Here is a 26,811-nt window from a genome sequence, read left to right as displayed (position 1 = left end):
TTCTTAATCTTGTACTTTTTGTTTATCTTCTTTAGTTCCTAAAACCAAAGTTACATGGTTTGAACGTTTTCTGATTCTATGTGCTCTACCTTGAGGTGCAGTACGAATTCTTTTTAATTGACGTGCACTATCAACAGAGATTTCTTTTACATATAATCCAGCTTCTTCAACATCAGCTCCTTCGTTTTTGATTTGCCAGTTAGCGATAGCGCTTAATAACAATTTCTCTAAACGGATTGAAGCGTGGTTTTTAGTATATTTTAAAATACCTAAAGCTTTTTGAATTTCAACTCCACGGATAATATCTACTACTAATCTCATCTTACGAGGAGAAGTAGGAACATTATTTAATTTCGCAAAAGCTACCTGCTTGTTAGCTTCTTTGATTCTTTCGTTACTTAATCTTTTTCTAGATCCCATGGCCCTTTACTATTTTTTTCCTTTGTTTTTAGCTCCGGCATGACCTCTAAAAGTACGTGTAGGAGCGAACTCACCTAATTTATGACCTACCATGTTCTCAGTAACATAAACAGGAATAAATTGCTTTCCGTTGTGTACTGCGATTGTTTGACCAACAAAATCAGGAGAAATCATTGATGCTCTTGACCATGTTTTGATCACGTTTTTGCTACCGCTTTCTACGTTAGCAAGAACTTTCTTTTCTAATTTATAGTGGATGAATGGTCCTTTTTTTAATGAACGTGCCATAAATTATTTTTTTCTTCTTTCAACAATATATTTGTTAGACGCTTTCTTCTTGTCACGAGTTTTGTAACCTTTCGCTGGAATACCGTTACGAGAACGAGGGATACCTCCTGTCGCACGACCTTCACCACCACCCATTGGGTGATCTACAGGGTTCATAACCATTGGACGAGTTCTTGGACGACGACCTTGCCATCTAGAACGACCAGCTTTACCAGAAACTTCTAACTGATGGTCTGTGTTAGAAACAACACCTACTGTTGCTTTACACTCCACTAAAATCATTCTTGATTCACCACTTGGTAACTTAACGATAGCATATTTACCATCACGCGCAACTAATTGAGCATAAGTACCTGCACTTCTTGCCATAACTGCTCCTTGCCCTGGACGTAACTCAATACAAGAGATTACTGTACCTAATGGCATGTTTTTAAGCTTCATAGCATTACCTACTTCTGGTTCTACGTTTTCACCTGAAACAATTACTTGTCCAGCTTTCAAACCATTTTGAGCAATAATGTAACGTTTTTCACCATCTTCGTAAGATAATAAAGCGATGAATGCAGTTCTGTTTGGATCGTATTGTACAGATTCTACAGTTGCAGCACCTTCTTTATCACGTTTGAAGTCGATGATACGATATTTTTGTTTGTGTCCACCACCGATATAACGCATTGTCATTTTACCAGTGTTGTTACGTCCACCCGATTTAGATTTTCCTTCAACTAATGTCTTTTCTGGCTTAGCATTTTTATCTACTGCCGCAAATTCATTAACCACTCTAAAACGTTGTCCCGGGGTGATAGGTTTTAATTTTCTTACTGACATTTTTTAATTCTTAAATTATCCGAACAACTCTATTTCTTGACCTTCAGCTAAGCTAACGATCGCTTTTTTCAACTTATTTGTTTTTCCAGTTTGAAAACCTGTTTTTGTGTAACGAGTTTTTACTTTTGGAGCAGATACTAAAGTACTAACAGAAACTACAGATACACCGTAAGTTTTTTCTACAGCTTCTTTAATTTGAATTTTGTTAGCTTTTGTGTCTACATAAAACGAATATTGCCCTAACAACTCACTGTTATTAGTTGCTTTTTCTGAAATTACTGGTTTAATTATGATTCCCATTTTCTTCGTCTTATTTTGTTAAATTTTCTTGAACTGTTGCTAAAGAACCTTCTAAAAATACGATTTGAGAAGCATTGATTAAATCAAATACATTTAATTCCTCAGTTGTAACAACTTTAACTTTTTGTAAGTTACGAGAAGATAAATATACATTGCTATTAGATTCACCTAATACGAATAATGATTTTGTGTTCTCTAATCCTAAATCAGTTAAAACAGTTTTGAACTCTTTAGTTCTTGGTGCTTCGAAAGAAAAGTTTTCAACAACTTTGATTTCATTCTCAGCTAATTTTTGTGATAAAACTGATTTTTTAGCTAATCTCTTTTGTGCTTTGTTTAATTTGAAAGAGTAGTTTCTTGGACGTGGTCCGAAAACTCTACCTCCTCCTCTAAACACTGGAGATTTGATAGAACCAGCACGAGCTGTACCTGTTCCTTTTTGCTTTTTGATTTTACGAGTTGATCCCGCAATCTCAGCTCTTTCTTTTGCTTTGTGCGTTCCTTGGCGTTGAGCTGCTAAATATTGTTTAACTTCTAAGTACACTGTGTGTGTAGAAGGCTCAATTCCGAAAACTGCCTCGTCTAAAGATACTGTTCTTCCAGTTTCTTGACCTTTGATGTTTAATACTACTACTTCCATCTTCTAACGATTACGTATGAATTTTTAGGACCTGGGATAGCACCTTTAACAATTAAAAGATTTTTCTCAGTATCCACTTTAAGTACTTTTAAGTTCTGAACAGTAACTTGTTTACCACCCATTCTTCCAGCCATACGCATTCCTTTGAATACACGAGATGGATCTGAACCAGCACCGATAGAACCTGGAGCTCTTAAACGGTTATGTTGACCGTGTGTAGCTTGACCTACTCCACCGAAACCATGACGTTTAACAACACCTTGGAAACCTTTTCCTTTTGAAGTACCTGTAACACTTACAAATTCTCCTTCGTTGAATAACTCAACGTTAACTTCTCCTCCTAGAGTTAAAGAGTTTACGAATTCTTCTCCGTAAAACTCAACTAACTTTCTCTTTGGAGTAGTTCCTGCTTTTTTAAAGTGACCTTTTAAAGCATTAGTCGTGTTTTTTTCTTTTGCGTCATCGAAACCAAGTTGAGCAGCAACGTACCCATCTTTCTCTACGGTTCTGACTTGAGTAACCACACATGGCCCAGCCTCTACGATTGTCACAGGAATATTTTTCCCGTTCTCATCAAATAAGCTAGTCATCGCGATTTTTTTACCAATGATACCTGACATTTGATTAAAATATGTTAATAATTTGTTTAATATTTCAGAGAATGTGGGCTTTCGACCACTAGAGATCTTCTCTAAAATTAGCATGCAAATGTATGAATTAATTTATAAACAACAAAATTAGTTCTAATTATTTTTATATCAAGTTATTTCAACTTCATTTTAATTAATTTTTTTGAAATAATAAATTTCATATTCTAATTATTCTCATTTATTATTTCAATTTCAAAATTTGCTTTTGACTGAACATTGTTTGCATTTACAGATGTTCTTACACATCTTACAGAGCTAGAATGTCTACTATTTCGATTATTTCTACTTGTAACATCAGTATATTTATCAAAATTCTGGACAAACCAATATTCTGTCTTAAATCGGGCTCCAGACCCAAGTTCATCTTTTTTTGTTTCGTAACCAGCTATGTTAGAGTCGTACAATCCTGCTGGCAACATATTAAAACCTACTTTGTTTATTAACTCTTGCTCTGAATAGCTTCCTGGTCCTTTTCCCCACAAACCGTCTGTAACTTTATCTCTGTCTCCTCCACATTTTAATGAAGCTATTGTTTGAGAATCGTTCAGTTCATAATTTTGTTTTACAAAAAAAATTAAATCTTGCCAATCAGAAGAAGAAGACAAATTCCATCCAGAAGGACATACATTTTTACTAGAAGCAATAAAATAATATTTGCCATAAACTTGCCCTGTAAGATCTGTAGGAACAGCTATTGATTCTGAATCTGCGTAGTTCAAATTTGTCATAAACCAATCTTTGTTTCCATATGTTTTGTACGGATAGATTTTTCCATCTCTTGTATCTTTAAAATCCCCTGTTTTACTTTCGTAATTACAATATTTGTTTTTTGAATCTAACTCATTTGTTGGTTGCAAATCAGTGTTTGTATATGTTTTTATACCTTGTAAAGGTAGAGGTAGTACAGGTAATGGATTAGGAGTGCTATATGGAGTAACAAGATAAAAAACTTCGTCATATGAAGATGGCTGAATATTTCTTTCTTCAATTAATCTATTAATACTTTCTTTATAATATGGATTTAAGCTTTTTAACATTCCCCATTTTTCAAAAGTATATCTTAAATCGTATCCAGTTATTTCTATTAGTTTACTCAATAAATTATATTTTTTTTCATCGTCATCGCTTAAATCTAAATTTTGATTTCCTTGTTCTCTAACAATTCTAGAAAGTACTCTAAAAATATCATTTCCAAAAATAACTCTCAGTTGATCAAAAAAAGAAAACATATCATCACCACTACTTTTCCAATAATTAGGTTCTTCTTTTGGATGAGAAAGCTTATCTATCATATTATCCCAATAAGATTTATTCTTTCTAATAAATGGTGGTAAACCTAATTCTTTATCAAAAACTTCTTTTACATTAACTACATAATAATTTACACTAACCTCCCCCATACTATTTGGTTTCACATTGTTTTGTTGCATTAAGTGTCCATATTCGTGAGCAACACCCCAAGGGTTCCCATACAATTCTGTAGGACTCAGCATTTTTATTATCTGAGAATCTGAATTAGCTACCATTATACGGTAATTTACTGCATTCATTACAACACCATCTCCTAGAAATACTTTACTCTCTGTTACAAAAAGCCTATTGTCAGTACTTGGAAGATGATGCAATGGATTAGGGTCACTATCGCTAAGCCCCATTCCATCCCAAGATATTTTCATTATTCGTTCGTATAATTTTAATAAAAAATCAATATTATTAGGACTGTATTGTTTATCTCCAGGTAAAAGAAATTTCAAAATAGATACCGAAGGAAAAACAAGTATAGAATATTTATTATCTGTCATTATAGCATCAACTTCTGCTGGTGCTTCTTTCATCTGATTAATAAAATCATTTACCGTAGTTGTTCCTTGTATATATAAAGGATGTTTGATATATTCTGTTGTATTTTCGAAACTAATTCTTACTTTACCACTCGGAGTTTTGTTTTCTGAAACGTATCTTATATAAACCATCTTCCCTGTTAGCTGTGGCTTGATCGTATTCACACCTTCGTTTAACGTAAATTTAGGGAGATTCCATTCTTCGCCATCTCTTCCTGGCGTTCCTAATACAATCATAGGTTTCGCACCATCAGTTGGATTGATCAGAGTTTCAACTTTTACAGTCAACGAATTTCCTGCGGGTAAATATATTCCTGATATTGTAAAATCAGCTTGAGGAAATTGAGTTCCTAATCTTTCGCGATCAGTCCATGCACTCAATAATTGTTTTACTTCCACAATTACAGGATCTGTGATGACATTAGCCAATTCTTTATTTTTATTTACTTCAGTTATTTTTGCGTAAGAAAAATTTATAAAGAACAAACAATTAATTAATGTTATAAACTTTAGATATATTTTCATATTTAACATTAACTATTTGTTATTACTAATTTACCATCTTCTACTTTAGCGGTAAAGTTAACTGTTCCATTATATCCTCCTGAGCTACATAACAACCCTGTTGTTGTTATTTTCATCTCTTTATTAGATATTTTTTGAGAAGTAATGGTTGTAATTGCAGTACCTTTCGACGCCACTGTACCACTATCATAATCAAAACCCCAATTGCTCCCTTCTCCTGTTACAAAAAGTTTGAAAGAAATCCTTTGACCGCAACTATCTAATATTCTAACGACCGCACTTGACTCTCCTCCTGATTTTAAGTTAATTGAATTTGTTGATTGATTTGCGGCTAAAGTAACATTCATTTTATTAGAAGATATCGCTACAATATCACCATTTTCATTCGTTGCTAAACTTTCTGCGTTTTTAATATTTGTTAAGCGTAATCCAGAATTACCCTCTGTCCCACTTGTTACTTCCAATTTGTTTCCTGGATTAACCGTTCCCACTCCAACTCTACTGTCTTGTGATTTATCACCATAACTTCTAATAATCATTGTAGATGAATTAATATTATCTGTATTCCTCACTTTAAATGATAGGTATCTGTTCGAATCATCATTAGGTATATTTAAATTTGAAGCACCTACCAAACCTGCTGTGATTTCCGCTACGTTATTTCCATTTTCATGAAATCTCATTCCTCTATCTGTATCCATTCTTCCATAAGTTGTTCCAGACTTAGCTACTTGTAAACTTAAAAGATATTTACTGTCTATTCCTCTATCTCCCTCAATCGATAAATTTTTATCAGTTACTATTTTATCATTAAAGCGTGAATTCCCTATAACATTAAGTTTATAATTAGTATCAGGATTATTTGTTCCTATACCTACACGACCTCCAGCTATCATCATAGCAGCTGTTCCCGAACCTCCATTTGGTTTAGCCTCTGTAGCTGTTGTATAGAAAGCTATTGCAGATTTACCATTTTCATTGTTATCACTTCCTTTTACAGCAAATCTCATCCAAGAGTTAGCATTTTGATTATATAAGCCGAAATCATCATTAACTACTGAAGCATCTCCATTTGTAAGATTCTTAATTTTCATTGTTCCGTTGACATCTAACTGATGAATTGGATTGTCAGTATTGATTCCTACTCTTCCCATTTGATAAATATTTTGCGAACTAGTAGTACCGTTAGCTTCTGCCCCCACAATATTCCAACCTCCGAAAGCAGAAGAATTTCCTTCCATTGTTATCCATTCTTTACCATTGTAATAATAATAACCTTCTTTTGTGATTTTTTTAGTTGAGTCGACAAAGTTGTTTCCTGTCACATTATTTATATATATAATTACCCCTTCTTGATTGGTACCATATGTATTCGCAGGTAAATTTGACAACTCTTGTTTTGTTAGACGTGGAGCTTGAATTCCATAAGGTTGTGGTTCTAGAATCGAGCCATTTTTTTTAGTAGAAACATCCAATGTTGATGTAGGTTTATCTGTGTTTATGCCTATTTGTCCGTAAGAAATTGAAGATAACATTACGACTAAGACAAAACTGAATAAATTTTTCTTCATAGTTTTAAAATTAGTTAACGCAAAGAAAAAATGAAAAAAGGATTTTTCAAAATATTTTACAACATAATTTATTGAATATCAATTTATTCAACGAGTTAATTATTCAATTCTTATGAAATACAACTCATTAAAACTTGTTTATAAATGCTTATTAATTAAATAAGATTTTTATTAAAAACAACTTAGACTTCGACACAGGAAAGAGAAAATATTATTTAGGAAGCAATAATTTTTTTTATAAAAGAGTCGTCAATAACAAATGTTATCTAATGATTCTACAGAAGAAATTAGGATTTTATTACTATAGCAAATGTCAAATTTGGATAATTTTGAATTATTATTATCTAAATTATGAGAAAAAGAGAAAGTAAATAAAGGTTTAAATACTATTTAAGTAATCATGCGATATGATACTAGAAAAAAAACTTTAAACCTATACACAAAAGATAAATTGTGAACGTACTTTTTCTTGTCTTGAAATGATCGAAGATTGGCTATAAACACGAACTTCTTTTTCAAAAGTTCTTGAGAGGTCAAATTATCAACTATAAAACTATTACTAAATAAAATTTAACTTAGTTCTTAGCACAACTAATAATGGATAAGAAATAAGATAAAATTCATTTAACTTTTATCTTATTTCAATATCTATTAATAAAAAAAACCCTGAGATGTGCACGTCTCAGGGTTTATATTTATTTAAAATACAGCTAACTATACTTTAATTTCTACTTCAACACCACTAGGTAATTCTAACTTCATTAAAGCATCAACTGTTTTAGATGAAGAAGAATAAATGTCTAATAATCTTTTGTGAGCTGATAATTGAAATTGCTCACGAGATTTTTTGTTAACGTGTGGAGATCTTAAAACTGTAAAGATTCTTTTGTGAGTTGGTAATGGAATTGGTCCATTAACAACAGCTCCTGTAGCTTTTACAGTTTTTACGATTTTTTCAGCTGATTTATCAACTAAAGAATAATCGTAAGATTTTAATTTTATTCTAATTTTTTGACTCATTTTTCTTGAATTAAGCGTTACCTTTTGCTTTAGCGATTACAGCTTCAGACACGTTTGTTGGTGCTGGAGCGTAGTGATCGAATTCCATTGTAGATGTAGCACGACCAGAAGATAATGTACGTAATGAAGTTACATATCCGAACATTTCTGCTAATGGAACCATAGCTTTAATAACTTTAGCGTTATTTCTATCATCCATTCCTGATACTTGACCACGACGACGGTTTAAGTCACCTACAATGTCACCCATGTTTTCTTCTGGAGTTAAAACCTCTAACTTCATGATAGGCTCTAAGATTTGAGCACCAGCAGCTTTTGCAGCGGCTTTATAACCCATTTGAGCAGCTAACTCGAAAGATAATTGGTCAGAATCCACAGGGTGGAAAGATCCATCTTTTAAAGTAACTTTTAACGAATCCATTTCGAATCCTGCTAAAGGTCCATTCTTCATTGCAGCTTTGAAACCTTTCTCAATAGAAGGGATAAATTCTTTTGGAACGTTACCACCTTTAATTTCAGAAACGAATTCTAAACCTACTTTTCCTTCATCTGCTGGTCCCATTTCGAAAACGATATCAGCAAATTTACCACGACCACCTGATTGTTTTTTGTAAACCTCACGGTGATTAGCTGGACGAGAGAATGATTCTTTGTACTCTACTTGAGGCTCTCCTTGGTTAACCTCTACTTTAAATTCACGTTTTAAACGGTCAACGATGATATCTAAGTGTAACTCACCCATACCAGAAATAACTGTTTGACCAGAAGCCTCATCAGTTTTTACTTGGAATGTTGGATCTTCTTCAGCTAATTTAGCTAAAGCCATACCTAATTTATCAACGTCAGCTTTCGTTTTAGGCTCAACTGCGATACCAATTACTGGATCTGGGAAGTCCATAGACTCTAATACGATAGGTGCTTTTTCGTCACATAAAGTATCTCCTGTTTTGATATCTTTGAAACCTACTGCAGCTCCAATATCACCTGCTTCGATTCTCTCGATAGGCTCTTGTTTGTTAGCGTGCATTTGGAAGATACGAGAAATACGTTCTTTGTTACCAGAACGAGTATTTAACACGTAAGATCCAGCGTCTAATCCACCTGAATAAGCACGGAAGAATGCTAAACGACCTACGAATGGGTCAGTAGCAATTTTGAATGCTAATGCTGCGAATGGCTCATCAACTGAAGGCTTTCTTGTGATAGGCTCGTCAGTTTTTGGGTCAGTACCTGGAATCGCTTCTTTATCACTTGGTGATGGTAAGTAACGACATACAGCATCTAACATGAATTGTACACCTTTGTTTTTGAACGAAGATCCACAAGTCATTGGGATGATAGACATATCTAATGTTGCAGCACGTAATGCAGCGTGAACTTCTTCTTCAGTAATAGAGTTTTCGTCCTCCATGTACTTCTCTAATAAGTTCTCGTCGTACGCAGCTACTTCTTCAATTAATTGACCACGGAATTGTCTTACATCGTCAACCATATCAGCTGGGATTTCAACAACATCAAATGTAGAACCATGATTCTCATCATGCCATACAATTGCACGGTTTTTAATTAAATCTACAACTCCTTTAAAGTCTGCTTCGTCACCGATTGGTAATACGATAGGAACAGCGTTTGATCCTAACATTTCACGTACTTGACGACATACATTTAAGAAGTCAGCTCCTTGACGGTCCATTTTGTTAACGAAACCTAAACGAGGAACTTTATAGTTATCTGCTAAACGCCAGTTTGTTTCAGACTGAGGTTCAACTCCATCTACTGCTGAGAATAAGAAAACTAAACCATCTAAAACACGTAAAGAACGGTTTACCTCTACTGTAAAGTCAACGTGACCAGGAGTGTCGATAATATTAAAGTGGTATCCTTTAGCGTCTGGTAATGGTTTACCTTGTTCTGTTGGGAATGTCCAATCTACTGTTACAGCTGCAGAAGTAATTGTAATACCTCTTTCAGCCTCTTGCTCCATCCAGTCAGTTGTAGCTGATCCTTCGTGAGTTTCTCCAATTTTGTGATTCTTACCTGAATAGAATAAGATACGCTCTGTCGTTGTAGTTTTTCCTGCATCGATGTGAGCAGCAATACCAATGTTTCTTGTGTATTTTAAATCTCTTGCCATCGTGTATTAGAATCTAAAGTGAGAGAATGCTTTGTTAGCTTCTGCCATTTTGTGAGTATCTTGACGTTTTTTAACGGCAGATCCTTCTTCTTTAGCAGCTGCAATAATTTCTCCAGCTAATTTTTGAGCCATCGATTTCTCGTTTCTGTTACGAGAATATTTGATTAACCATTTCATTGCTGTTGAAATTTTACGGTCTGGACGAATTTCCATTGGAATTTGGAATGTAGCTCCACCAACACGGCGAGAACGTACTTCTACGTGAGGCATTACATTAGATAATGCTTCTTTCCAAATGTCTAATGAAGTTTTTTCTGCATCTTCTTTACGAGAATCTACGATTTCTAACGCATCATAGAAAATTTTGAATGCTACAGATTTTTTTCCGTCGTACATTAAGTTGTTTACGAAACGAGTTACTAACTGATCATTAAATTTAGGATCTGGAAGTAAAGGTCTTTTTTTAGCTCTTGTCTTTCTCATCTTACCTTAAATTTATTTTTTAGCATCTTTAGGACGTTTCGCTCCATACTTACTTCTACGTTGAGTACGTCCGTTTACTCCCGCAGTATCTAACGCTCCACGTACAATGTGGTAACGCACACCTGGTAAATCTTTAACTCTACCACCTCTAACCAATACTATCGAGTGCTCTTGAAGATTATGACCTTCACCACCGATGTACGCGTTAACTTCTTTCCCGTTTGTTAATCTAACACGAGCAACTTTACGCATTGCTGAGTTAGGTTTCTTAGGAGTTGTAGTGTAAACACGTGTACAAACACCGCGGCGTTGTGGACATGATTCCAATGCAGCCGATTTACTCTTCTTGGTTAGTTTTTTTCTACCTTTTCTAACTAATTGTTGAATTGTTGGCATACTAATTAAATTTCCTTTTAAATTTGGATTAAACCCATTTTTTGAGCATGCAAAACTACAAAATATTCTATCAAAAAAAAATATTTAGACATTTATTTTGCATTGATTTATAAAATTTTATAATTCGCTAAGTATTTTTTTACAGTATTTTAATATGAAAGAAAGATTTCACCAAGAAAATCAATAATGGTAAAATCTTTTATTTGAAAAATGATAATAATCGCGAATAATTAAAAAAATTATTTAAGAATTGGCAACTCAAAACAGAAAGTAGAACCTTTATGTAATTCTGATTTGACATAGATTTGACCATTACTTTTATTTATGATTTCAGCACAAATAAACAATCCCAAACCTAAACCATTAATTCCTTGTTCATACTCGCTACCTACTCTGAAATATTGATCAAAAACTTGGTGAATTTTATTTTGAGGAATTCCAAAACCGTTATCTTTTATTGAAACTTTTGCAGAACCATCAATCAACTCTAAATTTACTTCTACTTCTTTTGCATTTGGCGAATATTTCACTGCATTGTTAATAAGATTACTCAAAACTTGCCCTATTCTATCTCTATCACCACGTATATATCCAGCACTTTCTTTAGTCAAAATAATTGTATGTGTTTTTGTAGACATCTGCTGCTCTTCTACAATTTCAGCAACCAAATCTTCCATCAAAAAAATAGAATCTTGTAAAACCATTCGTCCACTTTGGATTTTGGTAACATCTAACAAATCTGAAATCAACTTATTCAGTTTATTGATTTGTGTTTCCATTTTCTTAACAACTTCAGCATTTTTTTCATCTCCTTGTTTTCGAAGATTTATTTCTACAGATTGTGCATACAATTTTAAACTTGTCAAAGGCGTTTTCAATTCATGACTAGCTATTCCAATAAAATCGTCTTTTTGTTTCTGTAATTGTTTGAAATCATCAATATCTGTACAAGTACCAATCCAAAGTTCGGTTTCGTCATTATCATTACAAACTCTTTTTCCACGAGCTAAATACCATTTGCTGATATTGGTAATTGGATTCACTAATTGATATTCTACTTCATAAGTAGAATCCTGACGAACTGCATCTATCCAACTATTTCGCACTTTATCAAGAGATTCTGGATGTAATAAACTCCAAAAATTCTTATCCAGATCAATATTATCATCCAATCCAAATACTTCGTACCAATTTCTATTAAAATAAGTCACAACACCATCTTTGTCTGAAGTCCAAACAAATTGAGGCATGAAATCTGCTAATATTTTAAATCGCTTCTCGTTAGCTTCTAATTTGTTTTTATATTCAATTTCATTCGACACATCATAACCTAAAGTCAAAATATATTCAACCTTATTTTCTTCATCTTTGATTGGCTGCAAAATATAATTGACATATTTTATATTTCCATTATTATCTAAAAACTGATGTTCTTTTCTTTCGATTTGCTCACCTGTCTTAAAAACCGATTGCAAATCTTTATAAATAGGTCGATCTTTTATATATGAAACTGTATCTTTTACAGTAGAACCTATTTCGACATGATGCCCCCAAATCTGATCTGTTAGACTATTAGATAATTTATACTCAAAATTTTCTCCTTCTAAAACATTTATTGAAACTGGAACATGTTCTAAAAAAGCTTTTAACAGATTCTCATTTTTTCTAAGCTTTTCACGTGTTTCGATTAAATCAGTAATATCAATTAACGAGATGATGATGGCGACTACTTCTCGATTATTATTTAATTTTGGTCGTAGTAACAAATGCAAAAACTTACTACAAAGAATATTATTATAAAAGTAATCTACTTTAAACTCCTTTTCCTCCTGCTCTACTTTATCAACATATACTTTCTTGTATAATTTCAGGAAATTTTCTGTTTCTAATTCAGGAAAAACAGTAAAAAGTCTATTACCAGAAAGTGAATTTCCTTTCCCTAAAAATTCAACCATTTTTTGATTAGCTACTTCAATTATTGGATCAATTCCAGTTAGAACAATTGTAGAAGCCAATGAATTTGAAACTATGTAATCAAAATTAGTGATAGAATTTTCTAAAGTGTTTTCATTGTAATCTTGATCAACAATCTCTTTTATAGCAACAGAAACCCCTTCTACAGAATTATTATTTGGACTAATAACAGATGAAACAATAATCTCTAAAAAATTAATTTGTCCATTATCTTCATTTTTTAAACCAACAACTTTCATTTCTTTCGAACTATTATTGTAATGATAAACTTTCGTAATCATCGAATAAATTTCGAGAAGCTGAATCTTTTCAAAAATTGATTTTGCAACGTTTCCAATAATACTATTTTGTAAACCTAAAAATTTATAAAAATTGGAATTAGCATAAGACAACAACAATTCGTTACCAGAGAAGTAAGCAAACCCAAGAGGGTTTTGATCAAGAAAATGCGTTGATACAAATTGATGATGATTTTCAGATTGTAGAGGTTTCATTTTATAGTATTACATTAATTTTAAAGTATTCGTTTTTTGTCTATCATAAATTTATCAATTTATAATGAATAAAAGTTAAAAAACTAGTTACTAAATCATTTTTCAATTTTAATTAATTTTAAGCAATTAAAATTGAAAAGATTATCAAGTTTATTTAGTGTAAACATTTATTTAATGTTAATTTTACATTAGAAAAATTAATTTTGCACTTCAAAACATTATTAAATGTCGGTAAACTCATTTTTTAAATTATTTACTCCAAAGGATAAAGTATTCTATCCTTTGTTCGAGGAGGCTTCAAAAAGTTTAATCAAATTAGCTGAATTGTTACACGAATGTGTAAACGCTCCAGTTGAGGAACGCGAAGATTACATCGCACAAATTTCTAAAATCGAAAGTAAAATTGAATATCTTACTCAAAAAACAAATTTAGAGTTAAGTAAAAACTTTATCACGCCTTTTGACAGAGAAGATATTTATCAATTAGTAAAATCTATCGATTATGTTGCAGATAATTTAAATGGTGCAGCGAATCGTATCAATATTTATCAAGTAGATAAAATTACAAAATCTATCCGCAAAATTACAGCTGTTAACTTAGAGGCTTGTCAATTAATCGGTGAAGGAATTGAGCAATTGAAAGATTTGAGAAACGTAAATCGTATTTACGAAATATGTGAACGAATCAATAAATTAGAAAATAAATCGGATCGTATTTTTGATAAAGCGGTTCAAGAAATTTTTGAGAACGAAACTGATGCCAAAAACATCATCAAATACAAGGAAGTTTTATCTTCATTAGAATCTGCAACAGATAAGTGTAAAAGTGTTGCAAATGTATTGGAAGCAGTAGCGGTAAAACACTCATAACCATAACTTAATCTAAAAGATTATGACAGAATTTTTTTCAGCGTTTTCGAGCATGCTTACGTCAACGCCAGGAATGTTATTGATTACTATTATCGTCTTAGCTTTTGTTTTTGATTATATAAATGGTTTTCACGACGCAGCAAATTCTATTGCTACCATTGTTGCTACTAAGGTTTTAACACCTTTTCAGGCTGTACTTTGGGCAGCAGCATTCAACTTTGCAGCTTACTTTATTTCGGTCTATTGGATTGGAGAATTTAAGATTGGTAATACGATTGCAAAATCGGTTAACGAGCATTTTATTACACTAGAAGTTATTTTAGCTGGAATTATCGCTGCCATTTCTTGGAACTTATTAACATGGAAGTTTGGTATTCCTTCTTCTTCTTCTCATACATTAATTGGTGGTTTTATTGGAGCTGCATTGGCTCACGCTGGCGGTTTTTCTGCTGGTGGAGAAGATGTAATTGTTTACAAAAAAGTAATTCCAATTGTTTGCTTTATCGTATTAGCACCATTAATCGGGATGATTATCGCCTCGATATTAACCATCATCACGCTTCATATTTGTAAAAGAGCCAAACCTGCAAAAGCAGAATGGTGGTTCAAGAAATTGCAATTGGTTTCTTCTGCCCTTTTCTCTTTAGGACACGGTATGAATGACGCGCAAAAAGTAATGGGTATTATTGGAGCAGCGGTTATCTTCTATCACATGAATGTCGATTTTGACCCAGCTTATGTACAAGCAGAAGATAAATTCCAATATTTCGTAGCGCATTGGATGTGGGTTCCTATTACATCGTTTGTTGTTATCGCATTAGGTACAATGGGTGGTGGATGGAAAATCATCAAAACAATGGGGTCTAAAATTACAAAAGTAACACCATTAGAAGGTGTAGTAGCTGAAACTTCAGGAGCAATGACGCTTTATATTTCTGAACATTTTGGAATTCCAGTTTCTACAACGCATACAATTACAGGTTCTATTATTGGTGTAGGTTTAACGAAACGTGTTTCTGCAGTTCGTTGGGGAGTAACAATTAGTTTACTTTGGGCGTGGGTTCTTACCATTCCAGTCTCAGCATTATTAGCTGCTTTAATCTACTACATCGTAACATTATTTGTTTAAAAAAAAACAATCAATATCATTAATATTTAGGAGCTTTTATAAGCTCCTTTTTTATTTTTGAAATAATTTTCGAAATTGATAAATGATAAGTTTAAGAAAGTTTTAAATTTGCGCCATGCAATTAACTGTATTATTTATCATTATCGGTTTAGCCATTTTATTTGATTTCTTAAATGGTTTTCACGATGCCGCAAACTCTATTGCAACCGTTGTTACTACAAAGGTTTTAACTCCAATTCAGGCTGTTATTTGGGCTGCATTCTTCAATTTTGTTGCTTTTTTCATTGCCAAATTTATCATTGGAGAATTCGGAGTTGCAGACACAATCGCTAAAATTATCAAAGAAGATGTTGTTGTCGCATTTGGCTCTAATCCATCTGTAGTTGTTATGGCAGCACTTTCTGCCGCTATTACTTGGAATATTTTAACTTGGAAATTAGGAATTCCTTCTTCCTCATCTCACACATTGATTGGAGGATTAGCTGGAGGTGCATTAGCTGCGACAGGTTATGATTTTTCTGCGATTAACAGTACAATTATCTTAACGATTATCGCTTTTATTTTGGTCGCGCCAATTATTGGTTTAGTCGCTGGTAATGTTATTTACATCATCACGCTGAATCTTTGTCGAAATGCAAAACCACATAAAGCAGATGCTTGGTTCAAGAAGTTGCAATTGGTTTCTTCTGCAATGTTGAGTATTGGTCATGGTTTGAATGATTCTCAAAAAGTAATGGGAGTAATCACATTTGCTTTACTTGCCAATCAAACTGCGATTGTTAATACTGATATGAATGATTGGATTTTGAATGATGTTTTCAACTGGAAACATTGGTTCATCACAACAAGTAGTACTGATATTCACGATTGGGTTCCGATTATGTGTTTCTCGGCAATTGCTTTAGGAACTTTAGGTGGCGGAATGAAAATCTTAAAAACGATGGGAAATAAAATTACAAAAATTACTCCTATCGAAGGTTTCACAGCGCAAACCGCTTCAGCTATTACATTATTTTTTACTGAACATATCAAAATGCCAGTTTCTACAACGCACGTGATTACGGGATCTATTATTGGTGTTGGAATGGTAAAAAGAGTTTCTGCTGTTCGTTGGGGAGTTACAATTAGTTTATTATGGGCTTGGATTTTGACAATTCCAGTTTCTGCACTTATTGCAACAGGATTTTATTATCTATTTTCAATGTTTTTCTAACATTAAGATTTAATCATATAAAAAAATGGCTGTCAAAATTGACAGCCATTTTCTATTTATTTCAATATTTATTCTAAATAATTATTTGCTAAAATCTTCTTTCAACAAATCGATTTTCGCTAACAACGCTTGTTGAACAGCTGGATAATCTTCTTTGTTAGAAAGTAGAGCATTTACAGAGAAATAATATTTAATCTTTGGTTCTGTTCCAGAAGGTCGACAAGCTACTTTACTTCCATCCTCTGTATAGAAAATCAATACATTTGACTTAGGTATTTCAATCGCTTTTTCTTCACCAGAAATCAAATCTTTGTCGATAGAAGATTGAAAATCTTTTACACGAACAACTTTAGAACCTGCTAATTCTTTTGGAGGATTCGATCTAAATTCCACCATCATTGTAGCAATTAACTCTGCACCTTCTTTTCCAGGTTTTACAATACTAATTAAATCTTCTTGATATGCTTTCCCGATTTCAAGATAGATTTCCATTAATTTATTGTACAATGAACTTCCGTTTGCTTTTTGTACAGCAGCAATTTCAGAAACCAATAAAGCTGTTGTAACAGAATCTTTATCGCGGATAAAATCTCCAACCATAAATCCGAATGATTCTTCTCCTCCTCCAACAAAACTTTCTTTGCCTTCGAATTTACGAATCATATCAGCAATCCATTTGAAACCTGTTAATCCGACTTTACAATCAACATTAAATTTAGCTGCAATATCATAGAAAATATCAGACGTTACGATTGTCGATCCAATAAATTCTTTTCCAACTAACTTACCTGCTTCTTGCCATTTTTCTAATAAATAATAAGCCAAAACAGTGTTCATTTGGTTACCATTTAATAAAACAATTTCACCTTCATTGTTACGTGTTGCAACACCTACACGATCAGCATCAGGATCAGTTCCAATCACAACATCAGCACCAATTTCATTCGCTAAAGCAACAGCCATAGTCAACGCTTCTGGTTCTTCTGGATTTGGCGATTTTACTGTTGGGAAATCTCCACTTGGAATTGCTTGCTCAGCAACTTGATGAACTTGAGTAAAACCAGCTTTTTCAAAAGCTTTTGGCGTAATTGCAACTGCAGTTCCGTGAATAGAAGTGAAAACAATTTTTATATCTTCTTTACCTTCTTGCGTAAAACTTCCATTTGCTACACAAGCAGCAATAAAAGCTTCATCAATTTCTTTTCCGATATATGTCAACAATGTATCGTTCCCTTGAAATTTGATTTCTTCGACTTTTACATTATTCACTTCGTTAATAATTTCTCCATCTTGTGGCGGAACAATTTGCGCACCATCATTCCAATAAACCTTGTAACCATTGTAAATTGGAGGATTATGAGAAGCTGTCAACACAATTCCAGCATCACAACCTAAATGACGAACTGTAAAAGATAATTCTGGCGTTGGACGAAAAGATTCGAACAAATAAACATTGATTCCATTCGCAGTCAAAACATCTGCAACCATTTTTGTAAACGTATCCGAATTGTGGCGAACATCGTAAGCTATCGCAACTTTTTTCTCTTTATTCGGAAATTGTTGATTGATATAATTTGCTAAACCTTGTGTTGCTGCACCAAGTGTATATTTGTTTAAACGATTTGTTCCAACTCCCATTATACCACGCATTCCTCCTGTTCCAAACTCAAGGTTTTTATAAAAAGAATCGTCTAATTCGGTTGGATTATTATCAATTAAATCTTGAACAGCCTTTCTTGTTTCCGCATCATAAGCGTCAGAAAGCCATAATTTAGCATTATCTAAACTTGAAGTCATTCTTATTTTTTATTTTTTTAGTACTTGGGCACGGTCGGCAATTTTTGTATCCTTATTTGGATCGCCCATAAAATTAACGATTGAGTTTCCTTTTGCAGAACCATAAAGCGTTTGGCGCGCATTGATATCTAACAAAGCATTATCATCAGTTGTGAAATTAGCTTCGTTGACTTCGTATTTGAACAAATTCAATTGTGCTTCGCCATAAGCTTTCACTTTCATAGTTCCAGCAGTTCCTTCTAACATGATATTAGATTGATCTTCCGCTTTTAAATCAAAGTTGTTTGTAATCAAAAAAGTTTGATTAATTCTTGCTTGATCCTTCGCATTCATTGTCAATTTATCGACATTCAATGTTCCAGAAGTTGTCAAAGAAGTTTGTTTATTCACATCGATTTTTTCTAAATCACGCGTCACATAAACATACAAATCATAGGCACTATAATGGTCTACATTTGATTTTTCTTTGATTGTAACCGCATTATTTTTTGCTTCAACTTCTAAATTGTCAATAATATTTTGATGCGATTCTACTTTAACTCCAGATTTATTTCCCGGAACTAAAATAACATTACAATTACATGAAACGCTCAAATCTTTGATATTATCAGCTGTATATTCTTTTTGAGCCGTTGCAGCACCTTCTCCATCAATTGATGAAGAACACGAAGTTGCAACTAAACCTAAAAATCCTAATAAAATTATTTTTTTCATAGTAGTTGGTTATTTAATTAGTTTAAATTCAATTCTTTTTGAACTAAATACAATTGTTTATCGCGATTATTACGAACAATTAACTCGCCCAAAAATCCCGCCAAAAATAATTGCGTTCCCAAAATCATAAAAACTAACGAGATATAAAAATAAGGACTATCTGTAATTAATCTGGCTGTTGTATGCGAAATATAAACTTTATATAATTTCTCGATTCCTAAATAAAATGAAGCAAAAAATCCTAAAATAAACATCAACGTTCCCAATAAACCGAAAATATGCATTGGTTTATTCCCGAATCTTGATGCAAAGAAAAGTGTAATCAAATCCAAGAAACCATTTACAAAACGATTTGCTCCAAATTTTGAAACACCATATTTTCGTGCTTGATGCTTTACCTTTTTCTCAATAATTCTCGAATACCCAGCATTTTTAGCTAAAACAGGAATATAACGGTGCATATCACCATACAGTTCAATATTTTGCGTTACTTCCCAACGATAAGCTTTCAAACCACAGTTAAAATCGTGCAATTTTACACCAGACGTTTTGCGTGCAACACCATTAAATAATTTCGAAGGAAGATTTTTTGTCAATTTATTATCTTGACGATTTTCTTTCCAACCCGAAACAATATCCGCTTTTTGGTTTTTCAGCATTTTGTATAACGACGGAATTTCCTCAGGAAAATCTTGTAAATCTGCATCCATAGTAATCACAACATCACCTTTTACTTCTTTAAAAGCAGCGCTAAGTGCTGGAGATTTACCATAATTTTTACGGAATTTAATTCCTTTCACTTCTGTATTGAAGTTGGCAATATATTCGATAATTTGCCACGAATCATCTGTACTTCCGTCATCAACGAAAATAACTTCGAATGTAAAATCATTCTGTTCACAGACTTTTTTGATTCTGTAGAATAATTCCTCTAAGGAATCTTGTTCGTTCAATAAAGGAACAACAACTGAAATATCCATATGTTAAAAAACACGTTTTTTTAAGAATTGTGAAAACATCGCTGCAATTGCGATGTAGAAAGATAAGAAAATTGAGAATAATCCGAAGAAGTTTTTCACAGTAAATAAATTAAGTGTTTTATAATCATCCGAATTTCTAAATGTTTCGATATCTTTTGCGACTTTTGGATCAGACATATTAGACGTAAAAGTATCTAACAATCCTTGTTTCAAACTATCTTGTGCCCATTCTCCGTAAGTATTGAAGAATACAAAAATAACAATCAAACTCATGATTCCTGCGAAGAAAATTGTATAGAAACCAACTTTGAAACCTTCTTTGAAAGTCATTAATTCTTCTGAAGTTTGATGATTTTTTGCTTTATTTTTCGATAAATTGAAAATTGTTAAGAAACAATATAATGCATATAAAGGTAATACAATAAAACAGCAAATCATAAAGCTGTAAGTGTAATAATCTTTTACAGAAACTGTTCCGTTTAACGAAAAATAAAAGTAAAGTGCGAAAAACAATGCTAATGTAATTGCCGTAAGCACCAAAGAGTTTTTGAAAATTTTATTAAAACTAACCATTCTGCAAAGATAATTATATCCTTTATTCTATGATACATTATTTTATATGATTTAAGGGGATATTTAATTCAATTTTTTGAAATTTATTTTTTTTTGAATATCAAAATTTGTTTATTATTGTTATTAAATAACTTACACTATGAATAACAACTCTTCTACCAACGAAAACACACCTTCTCAAAATCAAGATAACATCACAGATACTGATAATGATGCTGCATTACATAATATTGAATCATCTAAAAAGAAGAAGAAAAAAAATATTATCATAGGAATTATATCTTTCTTAGTAATGATAGGAGTTGGAACTTATTTTTACCTAGACTACAAATCTAATGATACAAAAGTTTATGTTGCGGATGATAACGAAGAAGAAAAAGTAGGAACAATTCCTGACGAATATATATACAAGAAGCACGAAATAGAATATCCAGGAGCATATAATCGTTTTTTCGTAATTGCTGAGTATAAAAACTTACCACTAAATTATCAAAATGGTATTCTAAAATTTTTATCAGAAAATGATAAAGGAGATGAAGGTTTTTCTTTTGTATCAAAAATTCCAAGTAGAGCAAAAAATATTTATTGTTTTGGGAATTTTTCTGGAGAAAACAATGTCGGAAACAATAAAGACATAGCTTTTATTGCAGAATATAATAATTACAAAACTTCTCGATTAGTTATTATGAATGCAAATGGTGATTTATTATTTACAAAAGAATATAGCAGTTTACCAATTATTAATAGTTTTAAGAAAGGTTCAAAAATATATACTGGAGAAAGAAAATTAGTAAAATCTGACTATGATGGAATAATTTTAAAAGAACCTGATACAAAATATGTGATTATTTATGATGGAAAATCTAAACAATTTGTAGAACACTATCAATATACAGAAAATGATTTACGAGAATACAATCACTATTCTGAAGAAGAAGAATGCACCGATTGTGACACTGTAGATACAACTGAATATAATTAAATAAAAAAATCTAAATTAAAGTGACAATTTTGTCACTTTAATTATTTTATAAATATTTCAAAATGAATGAGAAGTAATTCTCATTTCAATAAACTTCAAAAACTTTCCTAAAAACCCTTTTATTTTTACAAAACTTTCTTACCTTTGCATCAGGCAAGTCCTACACAACCAGCTCCTGTTGAATCCTCCAGGACGGGAACGTAGCAAAGGTATACGGTCGTAGCGGTGTGATGTAGATCGCTTGCCTATTTTTATTTCTCTAAATTTCACTCCCACTTTTTTTTACCCCATTATTTATTCGTAAATTTGCAACCATTGATTTAAAGATTCAATGGAAACAAACAAAGCACCAAAGTACATTTTCGTTACCGGAGGAGTAACATCGTCGTTAGGAAAAGGAATCGTAGCATCATCATTAGGAATGCTACTAGAAGCAAGAGGATATAGAGTAACAATTCAAAAATTGGATCCCTATATAAATGTAGACCCAGGAACACTTAATCCTTACGAGCATGGAGAATGTTACGTTACGGAAGACGGTGCAGAGACCGATTTAGATTTAGGACATTATGAGCGTTTCTTGAACCGCGCAACATCTCGTGCTAACTCAGTTACTACAGGTCGTATTTATCAAACAGTTATAGAAAAAGAACGTCGTGGAGATTATTTAGGAAAAACAGTTCAGGTTGTTCCTCATATCACAAACGAAATCAAACGTCGTATCAAATTATTAGGTAATACAGGTGATTATGATATCATCATTACTGAAATTGGAGGTACGGTTGGAGATATTGAGTCTTTACCTTATATCGAATCTATACGTCAGTTAACTTGGGAATTAGGAGAACATAATTCTTCTGTTATTCACTTAACATTAGTCCCTTATTTAGCTGCTGCGGGTGAATTAAAAACAAAACCTACTCAACATTCTGTTCGTACATTAATGGAAAATGGTATTCATGCCAATGTTTTAGTTACACGTACAGAGCGTCATTTACCAAAAGATGTAAAAGCTAAATTGGCTTTATTCTGTAATGTTCGCAAAGAAAATGTAATCGAAAGTATGGATGCAGACACAATTTATGAGGTCCCATTCTTATTACATGAACAAAATTTTGACGAAGTTGTTTTAAAAGGCTTAGATTTGCCAACTGATCAAGAACCAGATTTTACAGTTTGGAACAAATTCTTGTCAAATCATAAAAATCCTAAAAACGAAATCGAAATTGCTTTAGTTGGTAAATACGTTTCGTTACACGATTCTTATAAATCAATTACAGAGGCATTTACACATGCTGCAGCAACATGCGAAACTAATGTAAAAGTTCGTTGGGTGTATTCTGGCGATATTACAGAAGACAATGTTGGAGAGCAATTGAAAGGAGTTTCGGGAATTTTGATCGCGCCAGGTTTTGGAGATCGTGGTATTTTAGGTAAAATAATTGCTGCAAATTATGCACGAAGAAATAATATTCCAACATTAGGAATTTGTTTAGGAATGCAAATTATGGCAATCGAATTTGCGCGTAACGTTTTGGGTTACGAGAAAGCAGATTCAGCAGAAATGGATTTAACAACGCCTTATCCTGTTATCAGTTTAATGGAAGATCAAAAAGATGTTTCGGACAAAGGAGGAACAATGCGTTTAGGAAATTGGAAATGTGAATTAACTCCAAATTCAAAAATTGAGAAAATTTACAACACAACCGAAATCTTAGAACGTCATCGTCATAGATATGAATTCAACAATGATTTTTATGATGAATTTGTTGAAAACAATTTTATTCCAGTTGGTAAAAATCCTGAAACAGAATTAGTAGAAATTTTAGAACATAATCAACACCCATATTATATAGGTGTACAATTCCATCCGGAATATAAAAGTACAGTTGCTTCGCCACATCCTTTATTTATAAGTTTTATCGAAGCTTCTTTATTGAATAAACAAAATGATTTATTAAATGCAACAAGAGAAAAAATTTGATTTTAACCAAACGATTGGTTTTATTTTAATTGCAATTCTTTTTGGCGTATTCTATTTTCTAAACAAGCCTTCGGAAGCGGAGGTCGAAGCACAGAAAAAAGAATTAGTTCAAAAGCAAGAGCAAGCGAAAAAACAGGAACAATTAAATAAAACAGCTACAACACAAGCTTTTCAAACTGTAGATCCTACATTAGCAAAAGATGTTGAAGTTAGTAATGATAAATTAAAAGTTACTTTTTCGCCAAAAGGAGCTCAAATTTCTGACGTACAAATCGTTGGATATACAGCTTACAATGACAAAAAAGATGGACACAAAGATCCTTTACATTTTATAAAAGATGGATCAAGTAAGTTCAACTTATCATTCAAAACAAAACAAGGAGCTGTTCTTAATGTTTCGGATTTAGTATTTGTACCTCAAGTACAGAAAAATGCGAACAATACAATTGTGACGTTTACAGCGAATGCTCAAAATAGTCAAATTCAATACATCTATACATTAGGAGATTCTTATGGTATCGATTTCGAAGTTAAAACGCAAGGTTTATCTAACATCACTTCTGAGAAAAATGTAGATTTAGCGTGGACAATGGATGGTTTCAGTACTGAAAAAGGAAAAGATCAAGAAAAATATTGGTCACATACTTATTTTCAGTTCAAAGGAAACAAAGACATCGAATACGAATTATTTGGTTCTGACGAATGGGAAGAAGAGGAAGCTATTTCTTGGGTAGCCAACAAACAACAATTCTTCGCAACAGTTTTATCAAATGATGAAGGGTTTAAAACAACAAAAGGTGGTTCTAAAAACTCTGATAAAGAGGATTTAACTTATAGTAAACACTATCACTTAAACTCTAAATTAGAGTTGAAAAATAGTGAAATCAATTCTAAATTCACATGGGATTTTATTCCATTGGATTATAAAATGTTGAAAGATTACAACGACAAAGGATTTCAAAACTTAATTGACTTTGGTTGGGGATTATTTGGTTGGTTGAATAAATATTTCTTCTTGAACGTTTTCAAATGGTTAGCTTCTGTAGGAATCACTTACGGATGGGTAATCTTCTTGATGACAATCGTTGTAAAATTGATTTTATCTCCTATTATGTACAAACAATACCGTCAATCTGCATTGATGAAGGTTGTTCGTCCAGAGTTGAATGAAATTAACGAAAAATACAAGGATCCGAAAGATGCGATGAAGAAGCAACAAGAAACAATGGCAATTTATCGTAATGCAGGAATCAATCCATTAGCAGGATGTTTACCAGCATTATTACAAATTCCTATTTTCTATGCGTTATTCCGTTTCTTCCCGAACTTAATCGACTTGAGAGGTGTTCCTTTCTGGTTCGTAGACGATTTAACAGCATTCGATGATCTAATCAAATTACCAGAATGGGTTCCATTCCTTAATGGTCACTTAAGTGTATTCGCTTTATTATACATTGTTGCAATGATGATTTATTTTAAAGTTTCTGGATCTATGGATAACTTCCAAATGCCACAACAAGAAGGAATGCCAAACATGCAATTCATGAAATACATGATGTATGTAATGCCAGTTTTCTTCTTTGTATTCCTTAACAATTATGCTTCTGGTCTATCTTGGTATTATTTAGTATCCAATGCGATTAATATTTTCATCGTGTTATATATTAAGAAATATATGATTCACGAAGCGAAGATTCATCAAATCATCGAAACAAATAAAACAAAACCTAAAAAGACAGGTAAATTTGCTTCGAAAATGCAAGAAATGATGCAACAAGCACAAGAAATGCAAGAGCAACAAAAAAAGAACAAAAAGAAATAATCACATTATATTTCAAATTCAAAATCCGTTAATAATAATTAACGGATTTTTTATTTATTTAAGACAGTAAAAAATTTAAGTATTCAATTTATTACATACCAATATTTTATTCACTTAAAAATACTTTTATAGTGTACGTTATACACTTTTTATGAATAAATTCTTTTTTATTTATTATTTTCAGATTATTATTGTCTCAAAATAATAAATAACATGAATAATATTTACTCAATTAAAGACCAAACAGCAAATCCTGGACCTTTAGGATTATTTGGTTTTGCAATGACAACTGTTTTATTAAACATACACAATGCAGGTTTTTTCCCTGTTAATAGTATGATTATGGGAATGGGTGTTTTCTTTGGAGGTGGAGCACAATTTGTAGCTGGCGTTATGGAATGGAAAAAAGGAAACAACTTTGGTAGTATTGCATTCATGTCTTATGGCGCTTTTTGGTTAACACTTGTATTTACATGGTTAGCACCGATGTTTGATGTAGAAAAACCAGACGGAAATGCGATGGGATGTTATTTAGGAATGTGGGGAATATTTACATTAATCAACTTTTTACAAACCTTAAAAGGCAATTTAGTAGGAAAATTATTATTTGGTTCATTAACCTTATTATTCTTTTTATTGTCAGCAGGTAACTTTACAGGTAGTCAAAGCATTTTACATTTTGCTGGTTGGACAGGAATCATCTGCGGATTTATTGCTTTTTACGAAGCTTCTGCAATTATGATTAATCAGAAATACGAAAAAAACATTCTTCCTTTATAAATAGTATGAATAAAAAAAATCCTTTATCAGAGACTGATAAAGGATTTTTTTTATAATTGTAATGAATTATTTATTAAACATTGGAGCTAATAATTTTTTCCAGATAAATAATAAAATTAATGATCCTAAGATTGAAAAAATCCAATCCAATGGACTGAAAAAACTTACTTCTCCATCATGAGAAATTCCTAAAATTGTACGCATATAAGCTCCTAAATACGCACCAACAATACCTATAAGTGCAGTTACCCAAAATCCTCCCGGATCTTTACCTGGCATTATTGCTTTAGCAATTCCAGCACAAATTAAACCGAACACTAAGTATACCAAAAAGCTCCAAACTCCGGTAATACCTAACATAATAAATGAAGTTGTCATCATAATTAATACTATTTTTTATGGT

The 26,811-nt window shown here is 32.4% G+C and carries 25 protein-coding genes and 1 other RNA gene; 8 read left to right on the top strand and 18 right to left on the bottom strand.

The annotated features are described in order from the left end of the window. Positions 1–3 precede the first annotated feature (3 nt). From rplV to B4A23_RS13580, 13 genes are all read right to left on the bottom strand, one after another. On the bottom strand, positions 4–420 hold the full coding sequence (rplV, locus tag B4A23_RS13640; RefSeq protein ID WP_019974201.1) for a 50S ribosomal protein L22: 417 nt from the start codon (positions 418–420) through the stop codon (positions 4–6). A gap of 9 nt (positions 421–429) precedes the next feature. Then, entirely contained in the window at positions 430–708 is a 279-nt protein-coding gene (gene rpsS / locus B4A23_RS13635) for a 30S ribosomal protein S19 (protein ID WP_019974202.1), read from the bottom strand. A gap of 3 nt (positions 709–711) precedes the next feature. Then, a complete protein-coding gene (gene rplB / locus B4A23_RS13630; protein ID WP_038335472.1) occupies positions 712–1,536 on the bottom strand; it encodes a 50S ribosomal protein L2 in 825 nt (274 codons plus the stop codon). Positions 1,537–1,551: 15 nt separating this feature from the next. Beyond that, positions 1,552–1,836, bottom strand: coding sequence for a 50S ribosomal protein L23 (rplW, locus tag B4A23_RS13625; protein WP_038335466.1), 285 nt, complete (start codon positions 1,834–1,836; stop codon positions 1,552–1,554). Positions 1,837–1,846: 10 nt separating this feature from the next. Next, positions 1,847–2,476: a 50S ribosomal protein L4 gene (gene rplD, locus B4A23_RS13620; RefSeq protein ID WP_038335460.1), complete on the bottom strand. Its 630-nt coding sequence runs from the start codon at positions 2,474–2,476 to the stop codon at positions 1,847–1,849. Further along, positions 2,467–3,096 carry a 50S ribosomal protein L3 gene (rplC, locus tag B4A23_RS13615; RefSeq protein WP_026357390.1) on the bottom strand — a complete coding sequence of 210 codons (630 nt, stop codon included), beginning with the start codon at positions 3,094–3,096 and terminating at the stop codon, positions 2,467–2,469. The genes rplD and rplC overlap by 10 nt, the downstream gene beginning before the upstream one ends. 194 nt (positions 3,097–3,290) lie before the next feature. Then, a complete protein-coding gene (locus B4A23_RS13610; RefSeq protein ID WP_291120810.1) occupies positions 3,291–5,492 on the bottom strand; it encodes a M60 family metallopeptidase in 2,202 nt (733 codons plus the stop codon). Positions 5,493–5,500: 8 nt separating this feature from the next. Further along, positions 5,501–7,063, bottom strand: a complete 1,563-nt coding sequence (locus tag B4A23_RS13605; RefSeq protein WP_291120808.1) for a hypothetical protein — start codon at positions 7,061–7,063, stop codon at positions 5,501–5,503. Between the two features lie 714 nt (positions 7,064–7,777). Beyond that, the gene (gene rpsJ / locus B4A23_RS13600) at positions 7,778–8,083 is read right to left on the bottom strand and encodes a 30S ribosomal protein S10 (protein ID WP_019974208.1); all 306 of its coding nucleotides are present in this window, start codon (positions 8,081–8,083) and stop codon (positions 7,778–7,780) included. 10 nt (positions 8,084–8,093) lie between these two features. Next, positions 8,094–10,217 carry an elongation factor G gene (gene fusA, locus B4A23_RS13595; protein WP_180905902.1) on the bottom strand — a complete coding sequence of 708 codons (2,124 nt, stop codon included), beginning with the start codon at positions 10,215–10,217 and terminating at the stop codon, positions 8,094–8,096. A 6-nt stretch (positions 10,218–10,223) separates the two neighbouring features. Next, entirely contained in the window at positions 10,224–10,700 is a 477-nt protein-coding gene (gene rpsG, locus B4A23_RS13590) for a 30S ribosomal protein S7 (RefSeq protein WP_019974210.1), read from the bottom strand. Positions 10,701–10,712: 12 nt separating this feature from the next. Then, positions 10,713–11,096, bottom strand: coding sequence for a 30S ribosomal protein S12 (rpsL, locus tag B4A23_RS13585; protein WP_019974211.1), 384 nt, complete (start codon positions 11,094–11,096; stop codon positions 10,713–10,715). 239 nt (positions 11,097–11,335) lie between these two features. Then, on the bottom strand, positions 11,336–13,564 hold the full coding sequence (locus B4A23_RS13580) for a PAS domain-containing sensor histidine kinase (protein ID WP_291120806.1): 2,229 nt from the start codon (positions 13,562–13,564) through the stop codon (positions 11,336–11,338). A 225-nt stretch (positions 13,565–13,789) separates the two neighbouring features. Between B4A23_RS13580 and B4A23_RS13575 the strand changes: the two genes are divergently transcribed. The 3 genes from B4A23_RS13575 to B4A23_RS13565 all read left to right on the top strand — a co-directional run bounded on the left by B4A23_RS13575 (position 13,790) and on the right by B4A23_RS13565 (position 16,776). Further along, positions 13,790–14,434 (top strand): DUF47 domain-containing protein, encoded by a 645-nt coding sequence (locus B4A23_RS13575; protein ID WP_019974212.1) that lies wholly within the window; start codon positions 13,790–13,792, stop codon positions 14,432–14,434. Between the two features lie 22 nt (positions 14,435–14,456). Then, positions 14,457–15,563: an inorganic phosphate transporter gene (locus B4A23_RS13570; RefSeq protein WP_244958006.1), complete on the top strand. Its 1,107-nt coding sequence runs from the start codon at positions 14,457–14,459 to the stop codon at positions 15,561–15,563. A 115-nt stretch (positions 15,564–15,678) separates the two neighbouring features. Further along, the gene (locus B4A23_RS13565; protein ID WP_114999000.1) at positions 15,679–16,776 is read left to right on the top strand and encodes an inorganic phosphate transporter; all 1,098 of its coding nucleotides are present in this window, start codon (positions 15,679–15,681) and stop codon (positions 16,774–16,776) included. Between the two features lie 81 nt (positions 16,777–16,857). Here B4A23_RS13565 and B4A23_RS13560 read toward each other — a convergent pair whose 3' ends face one another. From B4A23_RS13560 to B4A23_RS13545, 4 genes are read right to left on the bottom strand one after another with little or no spacing between them, the layout of a single operon-like run. Beyond that, positions 16,858–18,573 carry a phospho-sugar mutase gene (locus B4A23_RS13560; protein ID WP_291120804.1) on the bottom strand — a complete coding sequence of 572 codons (1,716 nt, stop codon included), beginning with the start codon at positions 18,571–18,573 and terminating at the stop codon, positions 16,858–16,860. Between the two features lie 9 nt (positions 18,574–18,582). Next, complete coding sequence (locus tag B4A23_RS13555; protein WP_180905899.1) at positions 18,583–19,287, bottom strand: GIN domain-containing protein; 705 nt, start codon at positions 19,285–19,287, stop codon at positions 18,583–18,585. A 17-nt stretch (positions 19,288–19,304) separates the two neighbouring features. Continuing rightward, entirely contained in the window at positions 19,305–20,267 is a 963-nt protein-coding gene (locus B4A23_RS13550; RefSeq protein WP_286500947.1) for a glycosyltransferase family 2 protein, read from the bottom strand. A gap of 3 nt (positions 20,268–20,270) precedes the next feature. Beyond that, positions 20,271–20,840 (bottom strand): DUF4199 family protein, encoded by a 570-nt coding sequence (locus B4A23_RS13545; RefSeq protein WP_180905897.1) that lies wholly within the window; start codon positions 20,838–20,840, stop codon positions 20,271–20,273. Positions 20,841–20,979: 139 nt separating this feature from the next. Here B4A23_RS13545 and B4A23_RS13540 point away from each other — a divergent pair, with 139 nt between their 5' ends. The 5 genes from B4A23_RS13540 (at position 20,980) to B4A23_RS13520 (ending at position 26,408) form a co-directional block, all read left to right on the top strand. Then, the gene (locus B4A23_RS13540; RefSeq protein WP_286512221.1) at positions 20,980–21,822 is read left to right on the top strand and encodes a hypothetical protein; all 843 of its coding nucleotides are present in this window, start codon (positions 20,980–20,982) and stop codon (positions 21,820–21,822) included. A 151-nt stretch (positions 21,823–21,973) separates the two neighbouring features. After that, an RNA gene (ffs, locus tag B4A23_RS13535) (signal recognition particle sRNA small type) lies at positions 21,974–22,072 on the top strand. Between the two features lie 81 nt (positions 22,073–22,153). Beyond that, on the top strand, positions 22,154–23,806 hold the full coding sequence (locus B4A23_RS13530) for a CTP synthase (RefSeq protein ID WP_221853939.1): 1,653 nt from the start codon (positions 22,154–22,156) through the stop codon (positions 23,804–23,806). After that, positions 23,784–25,628 carry a membrane protein insertase YidC gene (yidC, locus tag B4A23_RS13525; RefSeq protein WP_291120800.1) on the top strand — a complete coding sequence of 615 codons (1,845 nt, stop codon included), beginning with the start codon at positions 23,784–23,786 and terminating at the stop codon, positions 25,626–25,628. Before B4A23_RS13530 ends, yidC begins: the two co-directional genes overlap by 23 nt. 213 nt (positions 25,629–25,841) lie before the next feature. Next, a complete protein-coding gene (locus B4A23_RS13520; RefSeq protein ID WP_291120798.1) occupies positions 25,842–26,408 on the top strand; it encodes an acetate uptake transporter in 567 nt (188 codons plus the stop codon). 66 nt (positions 26,409–26,474) lie between these two features. On the opposite strand, the gene B4A23_RS13515 is transcribed toward B4A23_RS13520, so the two are convergent. After that, a complete protein-coding gene (locus B4A23_RS13515; RefSeq protein WP_180905890.1) occupies positions 26,475–26,789 on the bottom strand; it encodes a GlsB/YeaQ/YmgE family stress response membrane protein in 315 nt (104 codons plus the stop codon). Positions 26,790–26,811: the final 22 nt, after the last annotated feature.

Origin of the sequence: Empedobacter sp. UBA7248, assembly GCF_002472945.1 — a bacterium.
GTDB lineage: Bacteria > Bacteroidota > Bacteroidia > Flavobacteriales > Weeksellaceae > Empedobacter > Empedobacter falsenii_C.
The sequence above is the reverse complement of the archived record's forward strand: the minus strand, read 5'-3'. Positions and strand labels throughout refer to the sequence as shown.

What these genes read in the sequence shown, in the direction of transcription:
- B4A23_RS13540 (WP_286512221.1), top strand. Translation starts at nt 20,980, where the DNA reads ATGAATAACAACTCTTCTACCAACGAAAACACACCTTCTCAAAATCAA.
- B4A23_RS13580 (WP_291120806.1), bottom strand. Translation starts at nt 13,564, where the DNA reads ATGAAACCTCTACAATCTGAAAATCATCATCAATTTGTATCAACGCAT.
- B4A23_RS13515 (WP_180905890.1), bottom strand. Translation starts at nt 26,789, where the DNA reads ATGATGACAACTTCATTTATTATGTTAGGTATTACCGGAGTTTGGAGC.
- rpsJ (WP_019974208.1), bottom strand. Translation starts at nt 8,083, where the DNA reads ATGAGTCAAAAAATTAGAATAAAATTAAAATCTTACGATTATTCTTTA.
- B4A23_RS13605 (WP_291120808.1), bottom strand. Translation starts at nt 7,063, where the DNA reads ATGAAGAAAAATTTATTCAGTTTTGTCTTAGTCGTAATGTTATCTTCA.
- rplW (WP_038335466.1), bottom strand. Translation starts at nt 1,836, where the DNA reads ATGGGAATCATAATTAAACCAGTAATTTCAGAAAAAGCAACTAATAAC.
- rpsL (WP_019974211.1), bottom strand. Translation starts at nt 11,096, where the DNA reads ATGCCAACAATTCAACAATTAGTTAGAAAAGGTAGAAAAAAACTAACC.
- B4A23_RS13575 (WP_019974212.1), top strand. Translation starts at nt 13,790, where the DNA reads ATGTCGGTAAACTCATTTTTTAAATTATTTACTCCAAAGGATAAAGTA.
- rplB (WP_038335472.1), bottom strand. Translation starts at nt 1,536, where the DNA reads ATGTCAGTAAGAAAATTAAAACCTATCACCCCGGGACAACGTTTTAGA.
- B4A23_RS13560 (WP_291120804.1), bottom strand. Translation starts at nt 18,573, where the DNA reads ATGACTTCAAGTTTAGATAATGCTAAATTATGGCTTTCTGACGCTTAT.
- rplV (WP_019974201.1), bottom strand. Translation starts at nt 420, where the DNA reads ATGGGATCTAGAAAAAGATTAAGTAACGAAAGAATCAAAGAAGCTAAC.
- rpsG (WP_019974210.1), bottom strand. Translation starts at nt 10,700, where the DNA reads ATGAGAAAGACAAGAGCTAAAAAAAGACCTTTACTTCCAGATCCTAAA.
- yidC (WP_291120800.1), top strand. Translation starts at nt 23,784, where the DNA reads ATGCAACAAGAGAAAAAATTTGATTTTAACCAAACGATTGGTTTTATT.
- rpsS (WP_019974202.1), bottom strand. Translation starts at nt 708, where the DNA reads ATGGCACGTTCATTAAAAAAAGGACCATTCATCCACTATAAATTAGAA.
- rplD (WP_038335460.1), bottom strand. Translation starts at nt 2,476, where the DNA reads ATGGAAGTAGTAGTATTAAACATCAAAGGTCAAGAAACTGGAAGAACA.
- rplC (WP_026357390.1), bottom strand. Translation starts at nt 3,096, where the DNA reads ATGTCAGGTATCATTGGTAAAAAAATCGCGATGACTAGCTTATTTGAT.
- B4A23_RS13565 (WP_114999000.1), top strand. Translation starts at nt 15,679, where the DNA reads ATGCAATTAACTGTATTATTTATCATTATCGGTTTAGCCATTTTATTT.
- B4A23_RS13570 (WP_244958006.1), top strand. Translation starts at nt 14,457, where the DNA reads ATGACAGAATTTTTTTCAGCGTTTTCGAGCATGCTTACGTCAACGCCA.
- B4A23_RS13545 (WP_180905897.1), bottom strand. Translation starts at nt 20,840, where the DNA reads ATGGTTAGTTTTAATAAAATTTTCAAAAACTCTTTGGTGCTTACGGCA.
- B4A23_RS13530 (WP_221853939.1), top strand. Translation starts at nt 22,154, where the DNA reads ATGGAAACAAACAAAGCACCAAAGTACATTTTCGTTACCGGAGGAGTA.
- B4A23_RS13555 (WP_180905899.1), bottom strand. Translation starts at nt 19,287, where the DNA reads ATGAAAAAAATAATTTTATTAGGATTTTTAGGTTTAGTTGCAACTTCG.
- B4A23_RS13550 (WP_286500947.1), bottom strand. Translation starts at nt 20,267, where the DNA reads ATGGATATTTCAGTTGTTGTTCCTTTATTGAACGAACAAGATTCCTTA.
- B4A23_RS13520 (WP_291120798.1), top strand. Translation starts at nt 25,842, where the DNA reads ATGAATAATATTTACTCAATTAAAGACCAAACAGCAAATCCTGGACCT.
- fusA (WP_180905902.1), bottom strand. Translation starts at nt 10,217, where the DNA reads ATGGCAAGAGATTTAAAATACACAAGAAACATTGGTATTGCTGCTCAC.
- B4A23_RS13610 (WP_291120810.1), bottom strand. Translation starts at nt 5,492, where the DNA reads ATGAAAATATATCTAAAGTTTATAACATTAATTAATTGTTTGTTCTTT.